Below are 24904 nucleotides of genomic sequence, written 5' to 3'. Positions count from 1 at the left end.
CTCCTACAGTTGGGGAAAACCCCGTTTTTTCCGGGGAAGGGCGGTAAGTGATTGTTATGTCGGCAAAAAATTTTAAAAAAAATCAAAAATAAGTTTGACAGACTTTCGATACGCCCTTAAGATTCGCCCCGTCCTCAGCGATGACATCGAAGATGCATCAATGATGAGGGGCTTTAGCTCAGCTGGGAGAGCGCCTGCATGGCATGCAGGAGGTCAGCGGTTCGATCCCGCTAAGCTCCACCAATTTTACAAGTTCAAGGTCTGGCCACACCGGTCTTGAATCGATCAGCACTCAGCACTGATCAGTTGTATAGAAGGGTTTGCGTCCCCTTCGTCTAGTGGCCTAGGACACCGCCCTTTCACGGCGGTAACAGGGGTTCGAGTCCCCTAGGGGACGCCAGTTTTACAGAAGTGATGTTGCAAGATGTCACTCCGCCGCGAGGCGAAAAATCCGGGGCTTTAGCTCAGCTGGGAGAGCGCCTGCATGGCATGCAGGAGGTCAGCGGTTCGATCCCGCTAAGCTCCACCAATTTTACAGTTCAAGGTCTGGCCACACCGGCCTTGAATCGATCAGTACTCAGCACTGATCAGTTGTATAGAAGGTTTTGCGTCCCCTTCGTCTAGTGGCCTAGGACACCGCCCTTTCACGGCGGTAACAGGGGTTCGAGTCCCCTAGGGGACGCCACGATTACCCGCTCTGCGGGATTTTATAAGGGTCATTCAATTATTGAATGGCCCTTTTGTTTGTCTGGCGTTTGGCCAAATTCCCCCATTTCCAAAAAAACTGTTCGTCAGACCAGCGGTCGCAGCTATGACTTGCTAAAATTTATTATGAGAATAATATTTCAATCGTAATATTCGGAGGCAACGATGAACGATAAAAAAGCTCAAACCCGCGAACGCATCCTCAAGGCCGCCAGCGCCGCGCTGATTCAGCGCGGCCCGGCCGAGCCAAGCGTGGGCGAAGTGATGGGCGCGGCGGGCCTGACGGTCGGCGGCTTCTACGCACACTTCGAAAGCAAGGACGCGATGATGCTCGAGGCGTTCAGGCAATTGCTCGGTCATCGCCGCGACCTGATTGCCGACATGGACGCGCAGTTGACCGGCGAAGAACGTCGCGCTCTGGTGGCCGCGTTTTATCTGTCGCGCAGGCATCGTGATTCCTCCGAATCGGCTTGCCCGATCCCGGCATCGGTCGGCGAGCTGGGGCGGCTGCCGGAAGCGTTTCGTGTCGCCCTGAATGAGCATGTGGAACTGATGGTCGCGCAGTTGGCGGCCAGTCCTGAAGAAACCGAAAAAGCCTTGGCCGATATGGCCTTGATGGTGGGTGGGCTGGCTCTGGCGCGGGCGCTGGGGCCGGGAGAGCTGTCCGATCGATTACTGCGTGCCGCCAAATCGGCAGTGCGTTGACCTGAAGGCTGCGGCCTGAGGAGAATGCGATGAGCGCGTTAAAGTGGGTTCGTGGCGTTAATGGCACCTTGGGCTGGTTTGCCCCGAAACTGGTCGCGAGCAAAATGCGCGTGGCCTTCATGACCCCGCGGGATCTGCCGCCCCGGGACTGGGAATTGCCGCTGCTGGCGCGATCGGAGCGCATCACCCTGCGCTTCGGCCTCTCCGCGCTGCGTTGGGGGCAGGGGCCTGCCGTGCTGCTGATGCACGGCTGGGAAGGTCGGCCGACGCAGTTTGCCAGTCTCATCACCGCGCTGGTCGATGCCGGATATTCGGTGGTCGCCCTGGATGGTCCGGCTCACGGTCGCTCGCCGGGCAGTGAAGCGAACGTGGTGCTGTTCGCTCGCGCCATGCTGGAAGCCGCTGCCGAACTGCCACCCCTGCAAGCGGTCATCGGCCATTCCATGGGCGGCGCCAGTGCCATGCTCGCGGTGCAGTTGGGCCTGCGTACCGAAACCCTGGTCTCCATTGCCGCTCCGGCGCGGATTCTGGGGGTGCTGCGCGGTTTTGCCCGTTATGTGGGGCTGCCGCCGAAAGCACGTTCGGCGTTCATTCGCCAGGTCGAGAGGGATGTCGGCATGCGCGCCGCGACGCTGGATGTTGCGCACTATCAGCTCGACATGCCTGGCCTGATCGTCCACGCCGAAGATGACAACATGGTGCCGGTGAAGGAGTCGCAACTGATCCACGAAGCCTGGTTCGACAGCCGCTTGTTGCGCTTGCAAGAAGGCGGGCATCAGCGCGTGCTCGCCGATCCGCGGGTGATTGATGGCGTGTTGTCACTGCTGGCCGGTCGCAGTCTGCAATCGCGCCAATCCGCCTGAGCATCCGTTACACTGCCCCGGTCGAAATCATCTGACCGGGAGTTGGGGCATGGGCTGGGATCGGGAAACGCCATTTATCATTGATCTGCAGGTGGGCGACGAGGACATTGACGGGCTGGGGCACGCGAACAACGCGGTCTACGTGACCTGGCTCGAACGCTGTGCCTGGCGCCACTCCCAGCGCCTTGGCCTGGATCTGGTCGAGTATCGGCGGCTGGACCGGGCGATGGCGGTGGTGCGTCACGAGATCGATTACCTGGCGGCGGCCTATGAAGGCGATGAGCTGCAATTGGCGACCTGGATCGTCGATTGGGACCAGCGCCTGAAAATGACCCGGCACTTCCAGTTGATCCGCCCAAGCGACAATGCAACGCTGCTGCGTGCGCAAACCACGTTCGTCTGCATCGAGCTGTCCACCGGCAAGCCCAAGCGCATGCCGACGGAGTTCATCGAGGGCTATGGCCCGGCGTTGACCCAATGTGGGAGCGAGCTTGCTCGCGATGAACGATAACGCGGTGTGTGCCTGATAAACCGCGTCGCCTGAATCGCGAGCAAGCTCGCTCCCACAGGTGGTCGCGATGTTCTGCAGATTCTTCGCGCAATCCAGTAAACTGCCGCACGTTTTTCCTCGAGTGTGTTTTTCATGCAAATTGCTTTGGCGCCCATGGAGGGGTTGGTCGACGACATCCTGCGCGATGTGCTGACCCGCGTGGGTGGTATTGACTGGTGCGTGACCGAGTTCATTCGGGTCAACGACCAGTTGCTGACGCCTGCCTATTTCCACAAGTTCGGCCCGGAGTTGCTCAACGGTGCCCGGACGGCCTCCGGCGTGCCGCTGCGTGTGCAACTGCTCGGCTCCGATCCGGTGTGCCTGGCGGAAAATGCCGCGCTGGCTTGCGAACTGGGTTCCGAAGTGATCGACCTGAACTTCGGCTGCCCGGCCAAGACCGTCAACAAATCCCGGGGTGGCGCGGTATTGCTCAAGGAACCCGAGCTGCTCAACCAGATCGTCGAGCACGTCCGCCGCGCCGTCCCCGCGCACATTCCGGTCACCGCCAAGATGCGCCTGGGCTTCGACAGCCCGGACGGTTCGCTGGTGTGTGCCACGGCCCTCGCCGAAGGCGGCGCGGAACACATCGTGGTGCATGCGCGGACCAAGGTCGACGGCTACAAGCCGCCGGCGCACTGGGAGTGGATTCCACGGGTGCAGGACGTGGTCAAGGTGCCGGTATTCGCCAACGGTGACATCTGGAGCGTCGAAGACTGGCGTCGCTGCCGCGAGATCAGCGGCGTGGAAGACATCATGCTCGGCCGTGGCCTTTGTTCACGCCCGGACCTTGCCCGGCAGATCGCCGCCGCACGGGCCGGAGAGGAGGTCGTGGAGATGACCTGGAACGAGTTGCTGCCACTGGTCCAGGACTTCTGGCTGCAGGCCAAGGCACAGATGACCCCACGCCAATCGCCGGGGCGGCTGAAGCAATGGCTGGCGATGCTGACCCGCAATTATCCAGAGGCGGTAGAGCTGTTCACCGTCCTGCGGCGTGAGACCGAGCTGGATAATGTCTCGCGCTTGTTGGGGCTGCCGGTGGCGGAAGCGGCCTGATAAAAATCTCAAAACAGTCTCTTGAAATGCAATCAGCGGTCCCTATCTAAGGGTTACGCGATGCCGAATTCGGGTCGCGGAGACAAAAAACCTTGCTGATTGTTTTCAGGAGATTTGAACCATGAGTACTGCTTTTTCCCTCGCCCCACTGTTCCGTTCCTCGGTAGGTTTCGACCGTTTCAACGACCTGTTCGAAACCGCCCTGCGCAATGAGCCAGGCAGCACCTATCCACCTTACAACGTGGAAAAACACGGCGACGATCAATACCGCATCGTCGTAGCGGCCGCCGGTTTCCAGGAAGACGACCTGGAGTTGCACGTCGAGAAGGGTGTGCTGACCATCAGTGGTGGCAAACGTGACGCCAACGAGGGCGTGACTTTCCTGCACCAGGGCATTGCCCAGCGTGCGTTCAAGCTGTCCTTCCGCCTGGCCGATCACATCGAGATCAAGGCTGCCGACCTGCGCAACGGTCTGTTGAGCATCGACCTGTTGCGAGTGATTCCGGAAGAGGCAAAAGCCAAGCGCATCCCGATCAACGGGGCGCAGAAACCGACTCTGCAACATTGAGTCGAGACTGATGCCGGGTTTGTGATTGATCAAACGGCCGGCTAAAACAAAAAGACCCCGACCTGTCGGGGTCTTTTTTTTGGCCATTCGCTGGCTTGTCGGGTCGCCGCATCGCAGCGATGGTCGTCAAAGATAACGTGGGAAAGTTGGATAAACGCGGCGCACTGGAGTCCATCGCCAGCAAGCCGGCTCCTACAGGTATTGCGTTTTCCCGGGGTGGGGTGAAGCGCTCAAGTCCAGCCGTAGCGCACCAGATGAAAGAAGATCGGTGCTGCAAAACACACCGAGTCCAGTCGGTCGAGCATGCCGCCGTGGCCTTCGATCATGTGTCCCCAATCCTTCACGCCCCGGTCGCGCTTGATCGCCGACATCACGATGCCGCCGGCGAAACCCAGCAAATTGATCAGTAGAGCGATGAACAGTGACTGCCACGCCGTGAACGGCGTGATCCACCACAAGGCGCAGCCGATCAGCGAGGCCAGCACAATGCCGCCGACAAAGCCTTCCACGGTTTTGGAGGGCGACAGTTTCGGCGCGATCTTGCGTTTGCCGAACAGCTTGCCGCACACGTATTGCAGCACATCCGACATCTGCACCACGATCACCAGATAGGCGATCAACAGCAGGTTTCGCCCTTCATAACCGGCGATGTCCAGGGTCAGCAGGGCGGGTACGTGGGACACGCAGAACACCGCGATCATCAGACCCCACTGGACCTTTGAGGCGCGCTCGAGAAAGTGTGTGCTGTCACCACCCAGGGACGCCAGGATCGGCAGCAGCAAAAACACGTAGACCGGGATGAAGATGGAAAACAGCCCGTACCAATCGTAGTAGATCAACAGGTATTGCAACGGCAGTGCCAGGTAGAAAGCCGCCACCAGTGCCGGGTAGTCGCTGCCGCGGGTCGGCGTGAGGGTCATGAATTCGCGCAGGGCGTAGAACGACACCAGGTAGAACAGCAGGATCACCGCAGTGGTGCCAAGCCAGAAGGCGACCCCGATCACCAGCACCATCACCCACCAGGCATTGATGCGCGCGTTGAGGTTGTCGATCACCGGGTTGGCGGTTCCCCGGGTGCGTCGTTTGAGTACAAAACCGATCAGCGAGGCCAGCAGCAGAAACGCGCCGATACCTGCGAACAACATCAAGGTCTGTCTGTCCATGTCAGGCATGCTCCCCGGCCAGGTTCAGCAGCGCTTCGCGGCTGCGCTCGAGAAACTGCGCCTTGCTTTCCTCTTCGCCCACGGCCAGCGCGGCGCCAAAACTGATGGTGCACAGCAGCGGTAGCGGCAGCACGCGCCCCTTGGGCATGACGCGGTTGAGGTTGGCGATCCACACCGGGATCAATTGCGCCTGTGGGTACTGTTTCGCCAGGTGATACAGCCCGCTTTTGAACGGCAGCAGGCCGTCTTCGGGATTGCGCGTGCCTTCAGGGAAGATGATCAGCGAATCGCCGTTTGCCAGGGCATCGAGCATCGGCTGCAACGGATTATCGGCGTTGTCCTTGCGCTCGCGGTCAATCAGCACGCCATTGAACACCCGGTTGATGATGTACCGGCGCAGGGGGCTTTTGAGCCAGTAATCGGCGCCGGCGACCGGTCGGGTGATGTCGCGCAAGGTGGGCGGCAGCGATGCCCACAGCAGCACGAAATCGCCATGGCTGCTGTGGTTGGCGAAATAGATGCGCTGCACCGCTTGCGGCGCACAACCGAGCCACAGGCTGCGGGCGCCGGTAAGGAGGCGCGCGGCAGACGTGATGAGGGTGGCAACCACGGGTTCCAGCATGAGAACTCCTTATCCCGCTACGGCCAGCCAGGGGCCGGCCAGGATGAAAACCAGGGTCAACAGGACTTGCGCCGCCACCAGCATTGCCTGGCGCCGCAACAGCTTGAGGGCACCGGCGATGCGTTGGCTCCAGGGGCGTCCGGCGCGTTCGGCGGGCTGTAGATTCAGCGCTGTCAGGGCTTGATCGAGGGCCTGGGTGCGCTCGCCGAGATCTGCAGCGCTCCGGGCAAGGCGCTGGAACAGATCGGCATCGAAAGCGACCCGCAGCGCCCAGTATTTCTGCCACAGGCCGAGCACCAGCAGCCCGCTGCCGCAGGTAACGCCCCAGGCCCCCGGGTTGGTCAGGACATACTGGCTGAGGCCGAGCAAGGCGCCCAACAGGGTGAGCCCGGTGGACAGCCGATCCAGCGAGTCGCCACGACGCAACAGACTGGCTGTCAGCTGCAGTTGCATATCAATGGACAATGTTGCTCTCCATGCGGGTCGCTACCTGCTGCAGGGCTTTTCGATGAAGGGGGCCCAGAACTATACCCGGGCGTGCGCACTGGATCAGTTGGATAGCGTCATCGACGCTCGCGGCTCGCCCGGTCTGCAGCAACCAGGCAGCCACCGCAGTGGCGCTGCGTGAGTAACCCAGGGCGCAGCAGACCAGCAACGGTCCTTGCTGACGCAGGATTTCGATGGACTGCGCGGCTTCCTCGCATTGCGCGGCATTGAGTGCCGTCAGATCCAGGACAGGCAATGAGCGGTAGGTGACGGTGCCGGGATTGAGCGAGAGCTCGGCACACAGATCGAAGACTGCGTTGAAGGCACTGTCCTTGAGTTCCCGCCGAGTCGGTATGCGCCCGAGCCAGACGTTGTCGAGTACCCGATCGGGATCCGGGGCCTTGCGGGTCCACAGGCGCGAATTGAGCCAGGCGGTGGCCAGATAGGGGGCAAACAGCCAGCGGGCGGCGGCGGACAGGCGTCCGTTGGCGCGCTTCTGAAAGCCGCCGGCGTCCAGCACGGCGTAATTGAACGCCACCAGCAGCAGGGCCAGCGCCGGCCAGAGCAGCCACAGCCAGATTCCCCCCAAGGCAAAAGCCGGGACCGTGAAAGCCACCGCCCCCAGCAGGTAAAGCAGCGCCAGTTTCCAGCGTTTGCCCCGGGGTGCCAGACGCACGGTTTGCAGGACGGAGGAACCCTCCAGCGGCCATAACCAGACACACAGCCAGCCGAGCATTGCGCCGGTGGGCAGATCGATGAAGTGGTGCTGGTAAGTGGTCAGTACGGAGATCCCGATCAGGGCGAACCAGCCATGCATCACCGTGCGCCAGATGCCCTGCAAGTGCCGCTGATAGCAGCTCCAGAGGATTACCAGCAAGGCGATGTGCAGCGATGGCGCCTGATTGAACGGCTTGTCAAAGCCGGCGAGGACGTCGAACAGCCAACCAAACACGCCATCCAGTTCCGGCCGGGCGAAAGTGAAGCGCAGCGGCCAGATCAGAAAGCAACTGACGGCGATCACCTGCGCGGTCAACAGGCGCAAGGCATGACGCTTCAGTTCTTCGCGGCTGCGCGGCAGCAGCAGGGACAAGCCGTACAGCAGGTCGATGGACCAGTACGGGACAATGGTCCAGGCCCAGAAAGGCATATGGCTTTCCCAGCCGAACACCAGGCTGCCGACATCGTCGCGCTGATCGGTGACCCAAGTGGCGAAACCATACGTGCCGAAAAACAGCGGCGCCAGCAGCACTAGCCAGAGCACCGCCGGTTTGAGCAAGCCAGGCTCACGTGTCGCCGTTGCAGTGAGTTGCATCACGACACCCGTTGCGCGAGGGCGACGCTGAAAATGCCCCACTCATCGACGCGCAAGTCGATCCTGCGAAAACCGGCGGCCTCCACCAGTTGGTCCATTTCCGCCTGAGTGCGGCGGCGCATGACCCATGCCTGGCCTTCGCGGTGGCTGGTCAGGGCGCGGGCGATCAGTTCCAGCTGTGGGTGCCAGGGTTGACCGGTATAGACCAGATAGCCGCCGGGCTCGACGGCTTCGGCCAGCCCGGCGAGGGAGGCGCCGACCATTTGGTTGTCGGCGAACAACTCGTACAAACCGGATACCACCGCCAGGGTCGGCCTGGGGGCCAGTGCGGCCAGATCGGCGCGGTCGAAGGCGTCGCCCTTGACGAATCGAGCGATCCCTTCCAGTCCTTTTTCGCGGATCAGCGCGCTGCCGTCGCGCACATTGATGTCGCTGTAGTCGCGCAACAGAATTGATTCGGGCAGCGGGCTGACGCCCTGCAAGGCTTCGAGAATGTAGCGTCCGTGTCCGGCGGCGATGTCGACGATGCGCACCTCGCGTCCCTGGTTGCGCAACTGCTGCATGGCCAGGCGCAGCAGCTCTTCGACATGCAGCTTGCGTTGGCGAATGCCGCGCCAGCCGATGGAGTCGAGGTAGTTGCGGTCGATCAGGCGGCCGAGACCGGATGTGCCGGTGGGGGTATTGCGGTAGACGTAGTCGAGGGTGCTGCCGGAGTCGAACCCGGTATCGAACCCCAGCTTGATCCCCGACGACAGCTGACTGCCCAGGCGCATGCTGGCGCGGGTCATGCGCCAGTACAGATCACGCAGGGAGTTGTGTGGCAGCGGCGCGGCCAGCGATTCGGATTCGGCGCAGGTCAGGCCCAGGCGATCGGCGGCCAGCAGGGAAGGGCGGGTGCCTGGTTGGGCGAAGTTCTGCAGGATGAAGCGGCGTGCACTGGCGACGGCGAGGCCGCGATTCTTTTCGCCCAAGGTGTCGTGGAAGAAGCCCGGCAGCACATGTTTTTCCTTGTGCGGGCTGCCCAGGCGATCGAAGAACTGTTCCTGCGGATGGCGATGCACGACGAAATCGGCACCGGAAATCAGCAACTGAACAGGTATCTGAATGGCCTGGGCGTCGGCCACGACCCGCTCGGCGGCTTCGTAGAGACCGAGCAAGACATTCACGGAAATGGCCTTGGTGATCAGCGGGTCATTGTCGTAGCTGGCGACGCGTTGCGGGTCATGGCTGAGAAAGCGCGCCTTGACGTAGCTGTTGACGAAAAAATTGCCGCGCCACTTGCGCAGCAGTGCCAGCCCCTGACGGGCGAAGGGCACATACAGCTTGACCCTGAACGCCGGCGACGCCAGCACCAGCGAGCGTATGCGTGGCGCGTAATCGTGGGCCCAGGTGGCAACGATCACCGCGCCGACGCTCTGGGCGATCACCGCGAGATTTTCTTCGTCAATCTGGTAGGTCGTCTTCAGGTGTTCGCAGAAGGTCTGCACGTCGCGCACGTTGGTGGCAAACCCCGGGCTGTCGCCGCGAGCGCCGGGCGAGAGGCCATGGCCACGGGCATCCCAGGCGAAGAAGTCGTAGTCGGGCAAGTCCAGTTCATCCACCAGGTGGGCAATGCGCCCCGAGTGCTCATGGCCGCGATGAAACAACAGCACGGCCTTGCGCGCCTCGGCCGGGGCGGGGGTGCCAGGCCAGTATCGGTAAAACAGTTCCACGCCATCATGGGTGGTGAATGTCTGCGGGCGAGCTTCGCGCATTGCCGATTCCTTAGGCTGAAGAGCCGTCTTGTTGTACTTCCCTGAGGCCCTGGCGGACCCTGTTTAACAGTGTGCAGAGCAACAGCACCGCGATGATTGCGAACACTCCATTGATCCAGAAAGCGTTGATCCAGCCCACCGCGATGCCGGCGGCCACCACCCCCAGCACGAAAGCCCGGTCACTCTTGCCCATGGGCCCGTCATAGCGCCGCGAGGCACCGATCATCGGCCCCAGCACGCCGCTGTACTCGCTGAACAACGCCAGCAGGGTCACCAGCAGCACCAGCCACAGGCTGACGTCCGGCAACAGGGCAAAAGGCAGGATCAGGGCGCAGTCGGCGGCAATATCGCAAAGCTCATTGAGGTAGGCGCCCAGGCGCGACTGTTGGCCGAATTCCCGAGCCAGCATGCCGTCTATGGCGTTGAGCGCCATGCGCACGATCATCCACACCGGCACCAGTGCGAACACCCAGGGGTGCCGCACGAAGCCGGCGATCACCGCACCCACCAGCACCGAGCCAATGCCCGCCAGCAGCGTGATCTGGTTGGCCGTGGTGCCGTTGTCGAACAAACGTCGGACCAGAGGGCGCAGGAGGTTTTGGAAGGCGGGTTTGATCTGGTAGATGCTGGGCACGTGGAGGGGTCTCAGCCAGTGGGGGGACGGAAATTGAGTGTAGATGGCATCTTGCGAGACCGGGGGCAGGCGTTCCCGGCAGTTCGCTGAAGGAAGGACACCCGGTCCCGTGCTCGAGCATGGGCGAAGCCAAACATCATGATGCGCGTATCGGCGCCTGCTCCCGAGTGAAAACCGGGACATGGCAAAGTGCGGCGCACAGGGTTAACGCGGGGGAGATAAACGTAAATGGGACGTTTCCGGGATGTGTGTAGGAAATGGAGAATCAATCGCCTTCTGCTACGGTTTTTTGGCGAAAGTGTGTAGGAGACCGTATTTTTCCAGTCTGCACGCGTAATCGTTCGCGTCCATCGTCGGAGCGCCGCCCGGAGCAGGCTCGCTCCTACAGTTGGGGGTTATTTCAAAAGTTTTTGAAACTCTTCCACCGGCAACGGCTGGCTGTGCAAATACCCCTGGTAGAAGTGACACTCCAGCCCCTGCAGGAACTCGAGCTGCTCCGCTGTTTCCACCCCTTCGGCAATCACCTTCAAATCCAGGCTGCGGGCCATGGCGACGATGGCGCGGATGATCTCGGCGTCGTTCGGGTCGCTGGTGGCGTCGCGGATGAACGACTGGTCGATTTTCAGGGTGTCGACCGGCAGGCGCTTGAGGTAGGTCAGCGAGGAATAGCCGGTGCCGAAGTCGTCCATGGCGAAGCTCACGCCGAGTTTTTTCAGACGGCGCATTTTGTTGATGGTGTCCTCCAGGTTCTGGATGACGATGCCTTCGGTGATTTCCAGCTTCAGCAACGTGCAGGGCAGCCCGTAGGTGGCGAGGCTGTTTTCGATGCGCTCGACGAAGTCGTTCTGGCGGAACTGGCGCGGGCTGATGTTCACGCACAGGCTGAATTTGTACGGGTTCACCAGGCCGCGGTCGATCAATTGCTTGAAGGCCTGGCAGGCTTCGTCGAGGATCCAGGTGCCGACCTCGAGGATCAGTCCGCTGTCTTCCAGGACCTTGATGAATTCGGTGGGTGACTGCGCACCGAGGTCCGGGTGATTCCAGCGCACCAGGGCCTCGGCGCCGACGATGCGGTCGCCCCGGGCGTCGACCTGGGGTTGGTAATGCACGCGAAACTCGCCCCGGGAAAGGGCCAGGCGCAGATCGGTTTCCATGCGCAGGCGTTCGCTCGCGGCCTTCTGCATGGTGTTGTGGTACATCTGCGCGGTATTGCGCCCCGAGTCCTTGGCGCGATAGAGCGCAATGTCGGCGCGCTTGAGCAGGTCGGTCGGGGTCGAACCGTGATCGGGGATCAGCGCAATGCCGATGCTGGGTGTGACTTGCAGGCGCTGGCCGTCGAGGAACATCGGTTCGGACAGCAGCTCGCGGATGGTGTCGGCCACTTCGCGAACCTGATCGCTGACCTCGTTGCGCGAGCCTTCGAGGCCGCTGAGCAGCACCACGAATTCGTCACCGCCCAGGCGCGCAACGGTGTCCTCCATGCGCACGCTGGCCTCCAGGCGCGCGGTGATGATTTTCAGCACCGTATCGCCCACCGGGTGCCCGAGGGAGTCGTTGATGTGCTTGAAATGGTCGAGGTCGAGGAACATCAGCGCGCCGCGCAGGTTATGCCGTTTGAGCAGGGCAATTTGCTGGCTCAGGCGGTCCATCAGCAAGGCGCGGTTGGGCAGGTTGGTCAGCGGGTCGTGATAGGCCAGGTGGCGAATCTGCGCTTCGGCGTTTTTCAGCAGGCTCACGTCCCGCGCGGTCAGCAGCAGGCAGGCGGTTTCATTGAGGGTGATCGGCTCCACCGAGACTTCGACGGTGAGCAGCTCGCCGCGCTTGTTGCGCCCGAGCATTTCCTGGTGATGAACCCGACCCTTGATCTGCAATTCGGCGAGCAGCGCCGAGCGTTGTTTTTCTTCCGCCCAGATCCCGACCTGGTACACCGTGCGGCCCACCACTTCTTCGGCGCGGTAGCCGGTCAGGCGGCAGAATCCGTCGTTGACCTCCAGGTAGCGTCCGGTGTCGCGCTCGGTGATGGTGATGGCGTCGGGGCTGGAGTGGAAGGCCTTGGCGAATTTCTCCTCGCTGGCCTTGAGCGCCGCTTCCGAGCGCTGTTGCTGGGTGATGTCGCGCAGCGTGGTGACGATGCAGGGCTGGTCGCCGACGCTGATCTGGCGGCTGGAAATCACGCAGGTCAGGACCTGTCCGTCCTTGTGCTGGACCAGAATGGCGACGTTGTTCAGGCCTTGTTCGCGGATCACTTGCTCGATCCGTCGCAGGCTTTTCGCCGAGGCGTCCCACAGGCCGATTTCGTCGGCGCTGCGGCCGATCACATCGGCGGCGCTCCAGCCGAAGGTCTGGGTGAAGCTGGAGTTGATTTCAATGAACTGGCCGCTGTCCTGGTGGGTGACGCAGATCGGGTCGGGGCTGACCTGGAACAGCGTGGCGAATTTCTCTTCGGAGGCCACCAGCCGTTGTTCGCGCTCCACCTGGTCGGTGATGTCCAGCAAGGTGCCGGCCATGCGCACCGGCACGCCGCTTTCATCGCGGTAGAGGCGGGCGCGGCTTTCCAGGTAACGTGAACTGCCGTCGGCCAATTGCACGCGGTAGGTCAATTGATAGTTGCCGGCCGGGCCTTCACGCAGGCTGCGGTAGGCGTCGCGCATGGTGTCGCGTTCTTCATCGGGCACGCCCTCGAAGAATTCGTCGAAGGACTCGTGGAAAGGTTTGGCTTCCAGGCCGTGCAGTTGGGCAGCCCGTGCCGATCCGTAGAGCATGCCGCTGGGAATGTGCCAGTCCCAGGTGCCCAGTTGCGCCGAGTCCAGGGCCAGGTCGAGGCGTTCCTGGCTGTCCTTGAGGGCATGTTCGGCGACTTTGCGTTCGGTGGTGTCAAGGAAGGTGCTGAGCAGATAGGGCTGGCCTTCGAGCTCGACTTTTTGCGCGCTGAGGATGCCGTCATGGATCTGGCCGTTGCTGGCGCGAAACTGCACTTCCATGCTGACCACGTCGCCTTTGGCTTTGGTGGCCTTGACCAGGTCGGCCCGTTGCTCGGGGTGCACCCACAGACCCAGTTCCAGGGTGGTGCGGCCGATCGCGTTTTGCACCGGCCAGCCGAACAGGCTTTCGAAATACTGGTTGGCTTCGGTGATCAGCCCGTCTTCCTGGCGGGTCAGCAGGACCATGTTCGGACACAGGTGGAACAGGGTGGCGAAGCGTTTTTCCGAGCTGCTCAACGCCTGTTCACGCTGACGCTGGTGGGTGATTTCGCGGATCACGCCGATCATGCGTGGCCGACCCTGCTTGTCCGGCAACAGGCTGCCGCTGATTTCCAGCCAGTGCAGGCTGCCGTCGGGCCAGCGGATGCGGTGGTGCATGGCCTGCTCCAGCGGCGCGCCGGCGATGACCGCGTGGAAGGCGCGGACGGTTTTGGCGCGATCCTCCGGCGGCAGCAGGTCGAGGTATTCCAGATCATGTGGCAACGGTTGCCGGGGATCGAAGCCGAACAGTGCCTGCGTACCCCGGGACCAGCTGATCTGCCCGCGTTCGATGTCCCAATACCAGGCGCCAAGGCGCGCGCCGTTGAGCGCGGCCAACAATTGCGAGGCACTTTCCCAGCCCTGTTCGGAGCTTTGCGGGTCAATGGCCTGGATACGCGGCATCGGCGGGATACGGTCAACAGATTTGGGCATTGGCAAGCCTTAGGCTGAATTTGGGCGTTTGTTGCAGGAATTCGCGGCTCTATAGGAGTAGCACAAGTTAGCCTTGAGTCCCTGGCGATTCGAGTTGAGCGTCCAGCAGGGCCATGAAGGCCCGGGCAGCGTTCGACAGCGTCCTTTCCGTGTGCAGGATATAGCCTAGCTGGCGAGTGAGCTGTATGCCCGGCAAAGGTATGCGCGCCACCTGTTCATCGAGCATGGTGCGCGGCAGAACGCTCCAGGCCAGGCCGATCGAGACCATCATCTTGATGGTTTCCAGGTAGTTGGTGCTCATGGCGATGTTCGGCGTCAGGCCCTGGGCTTCAAACAGCCGCTGCACGATGTGGTGGGTAAAGGTATTGCCGCCGGGGAACACCGCCGGGTGGCGGGCGATGTCCGCCAGGCTGACCTTGCCGTTGTGCAGCAGTGAATGCTCCGGGGCGACCACGAAATCCAGCGGGTCGTCCCACACCGGCGTGGCCTTGACCAGTGCATGGGGTTCCGGTGCGAGGGTGATGACCGCCAGTTCGGCGCGGCCATGGAGAATTTCCTCGTAGGCCACTTCCGAATCGAGAAACTGGATATCCAGCGCCACCTCGGGATAGCGGCGGGTGAACTCCCTTAATAAGGGAGGCAAGCGGTGCAAACCGATGTGGTGACTGGTGGCCAGGGTCAGACGACCGGTCACCTCGCCGGTGAGGTTGGTCAGGGCGCGGCGCGTATCATCAAGGACATTCAGAATCTGGTAGGCCCGAGGCAGCAGGGCGCGGCCGGCTTCGGTCAGCCCGACCTCGCGTCCCAGCCGGTCGAACAATCGCACCTTCAATTGCTGCTCCAGGCCGGCGATGCGTTTGCTGATCGCCGGCTGCGTCAGATGCAGGCGTTCACCGGCGCCGGAGAAGCTGCCGGTCTCGGCGATGGCAATAAAGGCATTGAGGTTGGCCAGGTCCATGGTCGTATTCCAGTTGGTTATCCAAAGCATAAAAAATATGAATTTGAGTTATTTAATGTAACCCCATAGGATCAGCCTCACAAGCCAAAGGGTTATTGAAAAACTCAAGACCCGGGGCATAGAAACAAGCTGATGAGGAACCGTCTGATGGCCGGCAAAACGCTCTACGACAAGCTCTGGGATTCGCACTTGGTCAAGCAGCGCGACGATGGCTCTGCGCTGATCTACATCGATCGTCACATCATCCACGAAGTGACCTCGCCGCAAGCCTTCGAAGGCCTGCGTCTGGCCGGGCGCAAGCCATGGCGCATCGATGCCAACATCGCGACCCCGGACCACAACGTACCGACCACGCCGGAGCGCAAGGGCGGCATCGACGCCATCGTCGACCAGGTCTCGCGCCTGCAAGTCCAGACCCTCGATGACAACTGCGATGAATACGGCATCGTCGAATTCAAGATGAACGACATCCGCCAGGGCATCGTCCACGTCATCGGCCCGGAGCAGGGCGCCACCTTGCCGGGCATGACCGTGGTCTGCGGTGACTCCCACACCTCGACCCACGGCGCATTCGGCGCATTGGCTCACGGTATCGGCACTTCCGAGGTCGAGCACGTGCTCGCCACCCAGTGCCTGGTCGCCAAGAAGATGAAAAACATGCTGGTACGCGTCGAAGGCCAATTGCCGTTCGGCGTGACCGCCAAGGACATCGTCCTCGCCGTGATCGGCAAGATCGGCACCGCCGGCGGTAACGGCCACGCCATCGAATTCGCTGGCAGCGCGATTCGCGACCTGTCCGTCGAAGGCCGCATGACCATCTGCAACATGTCCATCGAAGCCGGCGCTCGTGTAGGCCTGGTGGCTGCGGACGAAAAAACCGTGGAGTACGTCAAGGGTCGTCCGTTCGCTCCGAAAGGCGCAGAGTGGGACCTGGCCGTCGAAGCCTGGAAAGACCTGGTGTCTGACGCCGACGCCAAATTTGACACCGTGGTCGAGCTCGACGCCGCGCAAGTCAAGCCGCAAGTCAGCTGGGGCACTTCGCCGGAAATGGTCCTGGCCGTTGACCAGAACGTGCCGGATCCTGCCAAGGAAATGGACTTGGTCAAGCGCGATTCCATCGTCCGCGCCTTGAAATACATGGGTTTGACCGCCAATCAGGCGATCACCGACATCCAGCTCGACCGCGTGTTCATCGGTTCGTGCACCAACTCGCGGATCGAAGACCTGCGCGCTGCGGCCGTGATCGCCAAGGGCCGCAAAGTGGCCTCGACCATCAAACAGGCCATCGTGGTGCCGGGCTCGGGCCTGGTGAAGGCGCAAGCCGAGTCGGAAGGCCTGGACAAGATTTTCCTCGAAGCCGGTTTCGAATGGCGCGAGCCGGGTTGCTCGATGTGCCTGGCGATGAACCCGGACCGCTTGGAAAGTGGCGAGCATTGCGCCTCGACCTCCAACCGTAACTTCGAAGGCCGTCAGGGCGCGGGTGGCCGTACTCACCTCGTCAGCCCGGCCATGGCCGCGGCCGCCGCCGTGAACGGTCGTTTCATCGACGTCCGTGAATTGATTTAAAGGAGCGCAGCATGAAAGCTTTTACCCTGCACACTGGTCTTGTCGCGCCTTTGGATCGTGCCAACGTCGATACCGACCAGATCATCCCGAAGCAGTTCTTGAAGTCGATCAAGCGCACGGGTTTTGGCCCGAACCTGTTCGATGAATGGCGTTACCTGGATGTGGGGCAGCCGTACCAGGACAACTCCAAGCGTCCGCTGAACAAGGACTTCGTCCTCAACGCCGAACGTTACCAGGGCGCCAGCGTTTTGCTGGCCCGGGAGAACTTCGGTTGCGGCTCCAGCCGTGAACACGCGCCGTGGGCACTGGAAGAGTACGGTTTCCGCAGCATCATCGCGCCAAGCTATGCCGACATCTTCTTCAACAACAGCTTCAAGAACGGCTTGCTGCCGATCATCCTGAGCGATGCCGAAGTCGATGAGCTGTTCCAGCAGGTCGACGCCAATCCGGGTTATCAGTTGCAGGTCGATCTGCAGGCCCAGACCGTGACCCGTCCTGACGGTAAGGTGTTGAGCTTTGAAATCGATGCCTTCCGCAAACACTGCCTGCTCAACGGCCTGGACGACATCGGCCTGACCTTGCAGGACGGCGATGCGATTGCGACGTTTGAGGCCAAGCACCGTGCGAGCCAGCCTTGGTTGTTTCGCGACGCTTGATTGATCCGAGATTGATGTAGTCAGGACCGGCCCCATCGCTGGCAAGCCAGCTCCCACAGGTTTTGTGAACACCTCGGTCACTGTGGGAGCTGGCTTGCCAGCGATGAGGCCAGAACAGACACCACAAGACTCACCCCAAAAAGGAAGTCCCCATGACCAGCACCGCCCAGCACAGCCAGGTAGTCCAGAAGCAATTCGGTGAACAGGCTTCGGCCTACCTGAGCAGCGCCGTACACGCTCAAGGCACCGAATTCGCGCTGCTACAGGCCGAGCTGGCCGGGCAGGGCGAGGCGCGGGTGCTGGACCTTGGCTGCGGCGCCGGTCACGTGAGTTTCCACGTCGCCTCGTTGGTGAAACAAGTCGTGGCCTACGACCTGTCGCAGCAGATGCTCGACGTGGTGGCGACCGCTGCTGCCGATCGTGGATTGAGCAATGTATCCACGGTCAACGGTGCCGCCGAACGGCTGCCGTTCGCCGATGGCGAGTTCGATTTCGTCTTCAGCCGCTATTCGGCGCATCACTGGAGCGATCTCGGCCTGGCCTTGCGCGAAGTGCGTCGGGTGTTGAAGCCGGGCGGCGTCGCAGCGTTCATCGATGTGTTGTCACCGGGTAGTCCACTGTTCGACACTTACCTGCAAAGCGTCGAAGTGCTGCGCGACACCAGCCATGTGCGCGATTATTCCGCCGGCGAGTGGTTGCGCCAGGTCAGCGAGGCGGGGCTGCACACCCGCAGTACCACCCGTCAGCGTTTGCGTCTGGAGTACAGCAGCTGGGTCGAGCGCATGCGCACACCCGAGGTGATGCGCGCGGCGATCCGCGCGTTGCAGCAGTCGATGGGCAATGAAGTACGCGAATATTTTGAGATTGAGGCCGATGGTTCGTTCAGTACCGATGTACTGGTGCTGATGGCTGAGCGATAGAATTTTTCCGGGTGCGTCCAAGGGCGCACCGACTGATGACATGAGGAAAGCATGAGCAAGCAGATTCTGATTCTCCCAGGTGACGGTATTGGCCCGGAAATCATGGCCGAAGCGGTTAAAGTACTTGAGCTGGCCAGCGACAAGTTCGCCCTGGGTTTCGAGCTGAGCTTTGATGTGATCGGCGGCGCCGCCATCGACAAGCACGGCGTGCCGCTGGCCGATGAAACCCTGGAACGCGCCCGCGCAGCCGACGCCGTGTTGCTGGGCGCTGTGGGCGGCCCGAAATGGGACGCCATCGAACGTGACATCCGCCCTGAGCGCGGCCTGCTGAAAATCCGTGCGCAACTGGGCCTGTTCGGCAACCTGCGTCCGGCGATCCTGTACCCGCAACTGGCCGAGGCTTCCAGCCTGAAAGCCGAAATCGTTGCCGGCCTGGACATCCTGATCGTTCGCGAACTGACCGGCGGCATCTACTTCGGCGCGCCACGTGGCACCCGTACCCTGGAAAACGGCGAGCGTCAGTCCTACGACACCCTGCCGTACAGCGAAAGCGAAATCCGCCGTATCGCCCGTGTCGGTTTCGACATGGCGATGGTGCGCGGCAAGAAGCTGTGCTCGGTGGACAAGGCCAACGTACTGGCGTCCAGCCAGCTGTGGCGAGAGATCGTCGAAGAAGTGGCCAAGGATTACCCTGAAGTCGAACTGAGCCACATGTACGTCGACAACGCCGCCATGCAGCTGGTGCGTGCACCGAAGCAGTTCGACGTGATCGTCACCGACAACATGTTCGGCGACATCCTGTCCGACCAGGCCTCGATGCTCACCGGTTCCATCGGCATGCTGCCGTCGGCGTCCCTGGACACCAACAACAAGGGCATGTACGAGCCGTGCCACGGTTCGGCGCCGGACATCGCGGGCAAGGGCATTGCCAACCCGCTGGCGACCATTTTGTCGGTGTCGATGATGCTGCGTTACAGCTTCAATCAGCAGGCTGCCGCCGATGCCATCGAGAAAGCCGTGAGCCTGGTGCTGGATCAGGGCTTGCGCACGGGCGACATCTGGTCGGCCGGTTGCACTAAAGTCGGTACGCAGGAAATGGGTGACGCAGTAGTCGCCGCGCTGCGGAATCTGTAATCTCTCGGGCCCGCTGCCAAAATCAAGACAAGGCAGCGGTCCACATTTCAAGAAGGTGTAGTTGCGATGAAACGTGTAGGTCTGATCGGTTGGCGCGGTATGGTCGGTTCCGTGCTCATGCAGCGGATGCTGGAAGAGCAGGATTTCGATCTCATCGAGCCGGTGTTTTTCACCACTTCCAATGTCGGTGGCCAAGGCCCGTCCGTGGGCAAGGACATTGCTCCGCTCAAGGACGCTTACAGCATTGAAGAGCTGAAAACCCTTGACGTGATTCTGACCTGCCAGGGTGGCGACTACACCAGCGAAGTTTTCCCGAAACTGCGCGAAGCCGGCTGGCAGGGTTACTGGATCGACGCCGCTTCCAGCCTGCGCATGCAGGATGACGCGGTGATCGTTCTGGACCCGGTGAACCGCAAGGTCATCGACCAGCAGTTGGACGCGGGCACCAAGAACTACATCGGCGGCAACTGCACGGTCAGCCTGATGCTGATGGGCCTCGGCGGCCTGTTCGAAGCGGGCCTGGTGGAGTGGATGAGCGCCATGACCTATCAGGCGGCCTCCGGTGCCGGCGCGCAGAACATGCGTGAACTGATCAAGCAAATGGGCGCGACCCACGCCGCTGTCGCCGATCAACTGGCCGATCCGGCCAGCGCGATCCTCGACATCGACCGTCGTGTGGCCGAAGCCATGCGCAGCGACGCGTACCCGACTGAAAACTTCGGTGTACCGCTGGCCGGCAGCCTGATCCCGTGGATCGACAAGGAACTGCCGAACGGTCAGAGCCGCGAAGAGTGGAAAGCCCAGGCCGAGACCAACAAGATCCTCGGTCGTTTCAAGAGCCCGATCCCGGTCGATGGCATCTGCGTGCGTATCGGCGCCATGCGCTGCCACAGCCAGGCACTGACCATCAAGCTGAACAAAGACGTGCCGATCGCTGATATCGAAGGTTTGATCAGCCAGCACAACCCTTGGGTCAAGCTGGTGCCGAACAACCGTGAAACCAGCATCCAGGAACTGAGCCCGAACAAGGTCACCGGTACCCTGAACATCCCGGTTGGCCGTCTGCGCAAACTGAACATGGGTTCGCAGTTCGTCGGCGCGTTCACCGTCGGCGACCAACTGCTGTGGGGCGCGGCCGAACCGCTGCGCCGCATGTTGCGGATCCTGCTCGAGCGTTGATCGACTGAAGCAATGAAAGAACCCGCGCCTTGCAAGAGGTGCGGGTTTTTTTATCCCTGACAACCTTGAGTTTATGGGTTGCCCATACCGGCCTCTTCGCGGGCAAGCCCGCTCCCACAGTGTCCGGTGTCGAGCACAAGGTTTGTGTACACCACTGAAACCTGTGGGAGCGGGCTTGCCCTCGAAGGGGCCATCACAGGCACCACAAGCCCCGGCAGAATTGCCTGCATGCCACCCACCCGGTAAAGTGCCGCTCCCCCCGTTTCGCCAGAGGCAGAACCATGACCCAGACCATTGATATTGCCGTGATCGGCGCCACCGGTACTGTCGGCGAAACACTCGTGCAGATTCTCGAAGAGCGCAACTTCCCGATCGGCACCCTTCATCTGTTGGCCAGCAGCGAATCGGCCGGCAGTTCGGTGCCGTTTCGCGGCAAGAACGTGCGGGTGCGGGAAGTCGATGAGTTCGACTTCAGCAAGGTGCAGCTCGGGTTCTTCGCGGCCGGCCCGGCGGTTTCCCTGAGTTTTGCTTCCCGGGCGATCGAGGCCGGCTGCTCGGTGATCGACCTGTCCGGCGCCTTGCCGGCCGACAAGGCGCCGCAGGTCGTGCCCGAAGCCAATGCCCAGGTGCTGGCCGGCTTGAAAAAACCCTTCCAGCTCAGCAGTCCAAGCCCGTCCGCCACCACGCTGGCGGTGGTGCTCGCGCCGCTGATGGGTTTGCTCGATTTGCAGCGCATCAGCCTGACCGCCAGCCTGGCGGTATCGGCCCAGGGCCGCGAAGCCGTGAGCGAGCTCGCCCGGCAAACCGCCGAACTGCTGAATGTACGACCGCTGGAACCGAAGTTCTTTGACCGGCAGATGGCGTTCAACCTGCTGGCCCAGGTCGGCAAGCCGGATGAGCAGGGTCATACGCTGCTGGAAAAACGCCTGGTACGTGAGCTGCGCCAGGTCATGGCGTTGCCTTCACTGAAGATTTCCGTCACTTGCATTCAAGCCCCGGTGTTTTTTGGCGATAGCTATAGCGTGGCCCTGCAATGCGCGAGTGAAATCGATCTGGCGAAAGTCAATGCGGCCCTGGAGGACGCTCCCGGAATCGAGCTGGTCGAAGCGGGCGATTACCCGACGCCGGTGGGCGATGCAGTGGGGCAGGACGTGGTCTACGTGGGTCGGGTTCGCCAGGGTATCGACGACCTGTCGGAACTTAATTTGTGGCTGACGTCAGATAACGTACGCAAAGGCGCCGCGCTCAACGCTGTGCAGCTGGCTGAGTTGTTGATAAAAGACCTGCTGTAAAAGATACTTTGCAACAATTTGTCGAATGATTCCGGGCGGGCCTATGCTTGCCGGAACGCTGAAGGCGAGCCACTCTGCGGGGCTTTCCGGGGCATCAATCAAATGATCGCGCGCGACGACCTTTGCCGTTGCACGCAATGCCTTACGGCGGCGGCTATCAATATCTTCTCGCTGGCCGAGGAATGTTCAAACTAAGGATGAGCTAATGGTTCAAGTTCGCAAACTGGTGTTAGCAATAGCGGCCGCCTCGGCGCTGTCCTCCGGTATGGCGCATGCTCTCGGGCTCGGGGAGCTGACCCTGAAATCGACGCTCAACCAGCCGCTGGTAGCGGAAATCGAGCTGCTCGATGTCAAGGACCTCACCGCCGCCGAAGTGGTGCCGAGCCTGGCTTCGCCGGAAGATTTCGCCAAGGCCGGTGTCGACCGCCAGGCGTTTCTCAATGACTTGACCTTCACTCCGGTGCTGAACGCCAGCGGCAAAAGCATCCTGCGCGTGACTTCCAGCAAGCCGCTCTCCGAGCCCATGGTGAAATTCCTGGTTCAGGTCATGTGGCCGAACGGCCGCTTGCTGCGCGACTACAGTGTGCTGCTCGATCCATCGAAATTCTCGCCTCAAACCGCCGAGGCGGCCGCGCAACCGGCACCGACGCCAGCCGTCGCCGCGCCGGTAACCGGTGCGACCAAACCGTCGCAATACACCACCACGCCGCGCGATACCCTGTGGGAGATCGCCGCGAAGGCGCGTAATGGCGGTTCGATCCAGCAAACCATGCTGGCCATCCAGGCGCTGAATCCGGACGCCTTCATCGACAGCAACATCAACCGCTTGAAAACCGGCCAGGTGCTGCGCATGCCGGACCAGGCACAGAGCACGAACCTGCCGCAGCCCAAGGCGATCAGCGAGGTGGCTGCACAGAACAAGGCCTGGCGTCAGGGGCGTCGTTATGTAGCCACGCCCGGGGCAGGGCAGCAACAGCTCGACGCCACCCATCGTGCTCGCACCGATGGCGCTCCGGCTCAACCGGCCAGCGACAAACTGAGCCTGGTTTCTGCCGAGTCCGGCAAGAACCGTGGCAAAGGGGCCGCTGGAGATGCCGCGGCCCTCAGCAACAAGCTGGCGGTGACCCAGGAAAGCCTCGACTCCAGTCGTCGTGATAACGCTGAACTGAAAAGCCGCATGGCCGATCTGCAGAGCCAGATGGACAAGCTGCAGCGCCTGATCGAGTTGAAGAACAATCAACTGGCCAAATTGCAGGTCGAGGGCGCAAATGGGGCGCCAGCTGTAGCGGCAGCAGCTCCGGCAATGTCGGCCGAGCTCACAGCAAGCCCTGCGCCTGCTCCGGCTGAAAGTGCGCCACCTGTGCCAGCGTCCGAGGCAGCTCCGGTTCCGGCCGAGAAACCTGTCGAGGCGACTCCGGCCGCCTCCGACGAGCAGAAATTCAATGAGCTGCTGAGCAATCCGGTGCTGTTGGGCCTGGTGGGTGGTGGCGCGGTGATTCTGCTGCTCCTGCTGCTGTTGCTGGCGCGCCGCCGCAAAGCCCAGCAAGAAGCCGAGAAGCATCTGCGCATGGCACGTGCCCTGGCCGAAGAACAGCCGTTCTCGGCGGATCTCGACCTGCCGGAAAGCAGTTTCGAAGGCCTGGAAGTCCCGGCGCCGAGCGTGAAGCTGGCGACAGTCTCGGCACCGGCAATGGCACCAGCCCCAGCCCCCGCGCCGGCCCCGGTCATTGCTCCGGTGGTGATGACCACGCCGATCGCCGCGCCATTGGTGGCGCCGGCTGCCGAGCGTTCTCACGACGTGTTGGGTCAGGCTCAGTCGCACATCAATGCCGGTCGTCTGAACCAGGCTGCCGCGTTGCTCGAAGACGGCGTCAAGCAAGAGCCTCAGCGCAGCGACTTGCGCTTGAAACTCATGGAAGTCTACGGCCAGCAAGGCGATCGCGATGCGTTCGTCGCTCAGGAGCGCAAGTTGGTGGCCAATGGCGACAACTTCGCCCAGGTCGAAAAACTCAAGAGCCGTTTCCCGGCCATGGCGCTGGTGGCTGCCGGTGGTATCGCCGCAGCCGCCGTTGCGGCCGAACTGGATGCGCAATACGTCAAGGATCTGTTGTTCGATGAGCCGCCGGCTCCCGCGCCGGAGCCGGCACCGCTCGATGACGACCTCGACAGCGCCTTCGACCTGAGCCTGGATGATCTGGACACGATCAAGCCTGTGGCGCCTGCACCTGAGCCTGAAGTGACGGCGCTGGCAGACCTGGACGAGTTCCCGCTGGATGACGATCTGAGTTTTGAGTCGGTCTTGCAGCAGCAGACTGAAATGAAGGAAAACCTCGACGATCTGTCGGACTTCGATCTCGATCTGGACCTCGGTGCAGAACCGTCGCCGGCGATGCTGGCTGAAGACGATTTCCTGCTGGATCTGGATGACGGCGTGAAGGATTTTCCGGTCGCCGAAACCCCGGCTGTTCCTGACGTGGCGCTGGATGACCTGGATCTGCCGGCCGATTTCGATCTGTCGCTGGCCGACGAAACGGGCACGCCGGATGCGTTCGCGGCGGAGCTGGATGATGTCAACGCCGAGCTGGAGAGCTTGTCCAACAGCATCGGCGAGCCGACCTTTACCGAGGCGGATGCCGCACTGGGCGACGATGATGACTTCGACTTCCTCTCGGGGACCGACGAAGCGGCAACCAAGCTCGATCTGGCCCAGGCCTATATCGACATGGGCGACAGCGACGGCGCCCGCGACATCCTCAATGAGGTCGTGAGCGAAGGCAATGCCGAGCAGAAGACCGAAGCGAGGGAGATGCTGTCGCGCCTGGCTTGAGTGATCGGTAGGTTGTAAACAGAACGGCAGCCCTTTGAGGCTGCCGTTTTTGTTTGGCCGGTGATGCGTTGGTGTCTGCGAAATTGCTATCGCGGGCAAGCCCGCTCCCACAGTGATTTGTGTCGTTCACAAAACCTGTGGGAGCGGGCTTGGTCCGGGCGGCGATCCGACGATGGGGCCCGAACAGTCAAAGGAGATCCCTCTGGCATCCCCGCCCGACGGCCTTATAATGCCCGCCTTTGATACATCATCAGGCTGTCCCTCCTTGGCAAATATAGATAAC

Annotated in this window: 20 protein-coding genes and 4 tRNA genes; 16 read left to right on the top strand and 8 right to left on the bottom strand. The window is 61.8% G+C overall.

Features of this window, described 5'->3' with window-relative positions; all coding sequences use genetic code 11:
• The first annotated feature begins 167 nt into the window (after positions 1-167).
• The 9 genes from EI969_RS20760 (at position 168) to EI969_RS20720 (ending at position 4444) form a co-directional block, all read left to right on the top strand.
• Positions 168-243, top strand: a tRNA-Ala gene (locus EI969_RS20760).
• An 81-nt stretch (positions 244-324) separates the two neighbouring features.
• Positions 325-400, top strand: a tRNA-Glu gene (locus EI969_RS20755).
• 53 nt (positions 401-453) lie between these two features.
• A tRNA-Ala gene (locus tag EI969_RS20750) sits at positions 454-529 on the top strand.
• A gap of 80 nt (positions 530-609) precedes the next feature.
• A tRNA-Glu gene (locus tag EI969_RS20745) sits at positions 610-685 on the top strand.
• A gap of 185 nt (positions 686-870) precedes the next feature.
• Positions 871-1410 (top strand): TetR/AcrR family transcriptional regulator, encoded by a 540-nt coding sequence (locus tag EI969_RS20740; protein ID WP_160389419.1) that lies wholly within the window; start codon positions 871-873, stop codon positions 1408-1410.
• Between the two features lie 29 nt (positions 1411-1439).
• Entirely contained in the window at positions 1440-2273 is an 834-nt protein-coding gene (locus tag EI969_RS20735; RefSeq protein ID WP_160389418.1) for an alpha/beta fold hydrolase, read from the top strand.
• A gap of 49 nt (positions 2274-2322) precedes the next feature.
• Positions 2323-2784, top strand: a complete 462-nt coding sequence (locus tag EI969_RS20730) for a thioesterase family protein (RefSeq protein WP_160389417.1) — start codon at positions 2323-2325, stop codon at positions 2782-2784.
• 132 nt (positions 2785-2916) lie between these two features.
• Positions 2917-3876, top strand: coding sequence for a tRNA-dihydrouridine synthase (locus EI969_RS20725; RefSeq protein WP_150717010.1), 960 nt, complete (start codon positions 2917-2919; stop codon positions 3874-3876).
• Positions 3877-3997: 121 nt separating this feature from the next.
• On the top strand, positions 3998-4444 hold the full coding sequence (locus tag EI969_RS20720; protein WP_160389416.1) for an Hsp20 family protein: 447 nt from the start codon (positions 3998-4000) through the stop codon (positions 4442-4444).
• A gap of 230 nt (positions 4445-4674) precedes the next feature.
• On the opposite strand, the gene EI969_RS20715 is transcribed toward EI969_RS20720, so the two are convergent.
• From EI969_RS20715 to EI969_RS20680, 8 genes are all read right to left on the bottom strand, one after another.
• Positions 4675-5607: a phosphatidate cytidylyltransferase gene (locus EI969_RS20715; protein ID WP_160389415.1), complete on the bottom strand. Its 933-nt coding sequence runs from the start codon at positions 5605-5607 to the stop codon at positions 4675-4677.
• A 1-nt stretch (position 5608) separates the two neighbouring features.
• Positions 5609-6229, bottom strand: coding sequence for a 1-acyl-sn-glycerol-3-phosphate acyltransferase (locus tag EI969_RS20710; RefSeq protein ID WP_160389414.1), 621 nt, complete (start codon positions 6227-6229; stop codon positions 5609-5611).
• Between the two features lie 9 nt (positions 6230-6238).
• Positions 6239-6694 (bottom strand): hypothetical protein, encoded by a 456-nt coding sequence (locus tag EI969_RS20705; protein WP_160389413.1) that lies wholly within the window; start codon positions 6692-6694, stop codon positions 6239-6241.
• Positions 6684-8027: a phosphatase PAP2/dual specificity phosphatase family protein gene (locus EI969_RS20700; RefSeq protein ID WP_160389412.1), complete on the bottom strand. Its 1344-nt coding sequence runs from the start codon at positions 8025-8027 to the stop codon at positions 6684-6686. Before EI969_RS20700 ends, EI969_RS20705 begins: the two co-directional genes overlap by 11 nt.
• Positions 8027-9781, bottom strand: a complete 1755-nt coding sequence (locus EI969_RS20695; protein WP_160389411.1) for a bifunctional alpha/beta hydrolase/class I SAM-dependent methyltransferase — start codon at positions 9779-9781, stop codon at positions 8027-8029. Before EI969_RS20695 ends, EI969_RS20700 begins: the two co-directional genes overlap by 1 nt.
• Positions 9782-9791: 10 nt before the next feature.
• The gene (locus EI969_RS20690) at positions 9792-10415 is read right to left on the bottom strand and encodes a CDP-alcohol phosphatidyltransferase family protein (protein ID WP_160389410.1); all 624 of its coding nucleotides are present in this window, start codon (positions 10413-10415) and stop codon (positions 9792-9794) included.
• Positions 10416-10810: 395 nt separating this feature from the next.
• Complete coding sequence (locus EI969_RS20685) at positions 10811-14089, bottom strand: PAS domain S-box protein (protein ID WP_160389409.1); 3279 nt, start codon at positions 14087-14089, stop codon at positions 10811-10813.
• 67 nt (positions 14090-14156) lie between these two features.
• Positions 14157-15047: a LysR family transcriptional regulator gene (locus EI969_RS20680; protein WP_160389408.1), complete on the bottom strand. Its 891-nt coding sequence runs from the start codon at positions 15045-15047 to the stop codon at positions 14157-14159.
• A gap of 147 nt (positions 15048-15194) precedes the next feature.
• On the opposite strand from EI969_RS20680, the gene leuC reads away from it, so the two are divergent.
• The 7 genes from leuC (at position 15195) to EI969_RS20645 (ending at position 24621) form a co-directional block, all read left to right on the top strand.
• A complete protein-coding gene (gene leuC / locus EI969_RS20675; protein WP_160389407.1) occupies positions 15195-16613 on the top strand; it encodes a 3-isopropylmalate dehydratase large subunit in 1419 nt (472 codons plus the stop codon).
• Between the two features lie 11 nt (positions 16614-16624).
• Positions 16625-17269, top strand: coding sequence for a 3-isopropylmalate dehydratase small subunit (gene leuD, locus EI969_RS20670; protein WP_160389406.1), 645 nt, complete (start codon positions 16625-16627; stop codon positions 17267-17269).
• Between the two features lie 152 nt (positions 17270-17421).
• Positions 17422-18189, top strand: coding sequence for a class I SAM-dependent methyltransferase (locus EI969_RS20665; protein ID WP_160389405.1), 768 nt, complete (start codon positions 17422-17424; stop codon positions 18187-18189).
• 51 nt (positions 18190-18240) lie between these two features.
• Positions 18241-19323: a 3-isopropylmalate dehydrogenase gene (leuB, locus tag EI969_RS20660; RefSeq protein ID WP_160389404.1), complete on the top strand. Its 1083-nt coding sequence runs from the start codon at positions 18241-18243 to the stop codon at positions 19321-19323.
• Between the two features lie 66 nt (positions 19324-19389).
• Positions 19390-20502, top strand: a complete 1113-nt coding sequence (gene asd, locus EI969_RS20655; RefSeq protein ID WP_057715575.1) for an aspartate-semialdehyde dehydrogenase — start codon at positions 19390-19392, stop codon at positions 20500-20502.
• A gap of 281 nt (positions 20503-20783) precedes the next feature.
• Entirely contained in the window at positions 20784-21794 is a 1011-nt protein-coding gene (locus EI969_RS20650) for an aspartate-semialdehyde dehydrogenase (RefSeq protein WP_160389403.1), read from the top strand.
• Between the two features lie 205 nt (positions 21795-21999).
• On the top strand, positions 22000-24621 hold the full coding sequence (locus EI969_RS20645) for a FimV family protein (RefSeq protein WP_160389402.1): 2622 nt from the start codon (positions 22000-22002) through the stop codon (positions 24619-24621).
• Positions 24622-24904: the final 283 nt, after the last annotated feature.

It is taken from the genome of Pseudomonas sp. PB101, from assembly GCF_009764265.1.
GTDB lineage: Bacteria > Pseudomonadota > Gammaproteobacteria > Pseudomonadales > Pseudomonadaceae > Aquipseudomonas.
The sequence above is the reverse complement of the archived record's forward strand: the minus strand, read 5'-3'. Positions and strand labels throughout refer to the sequence as shown.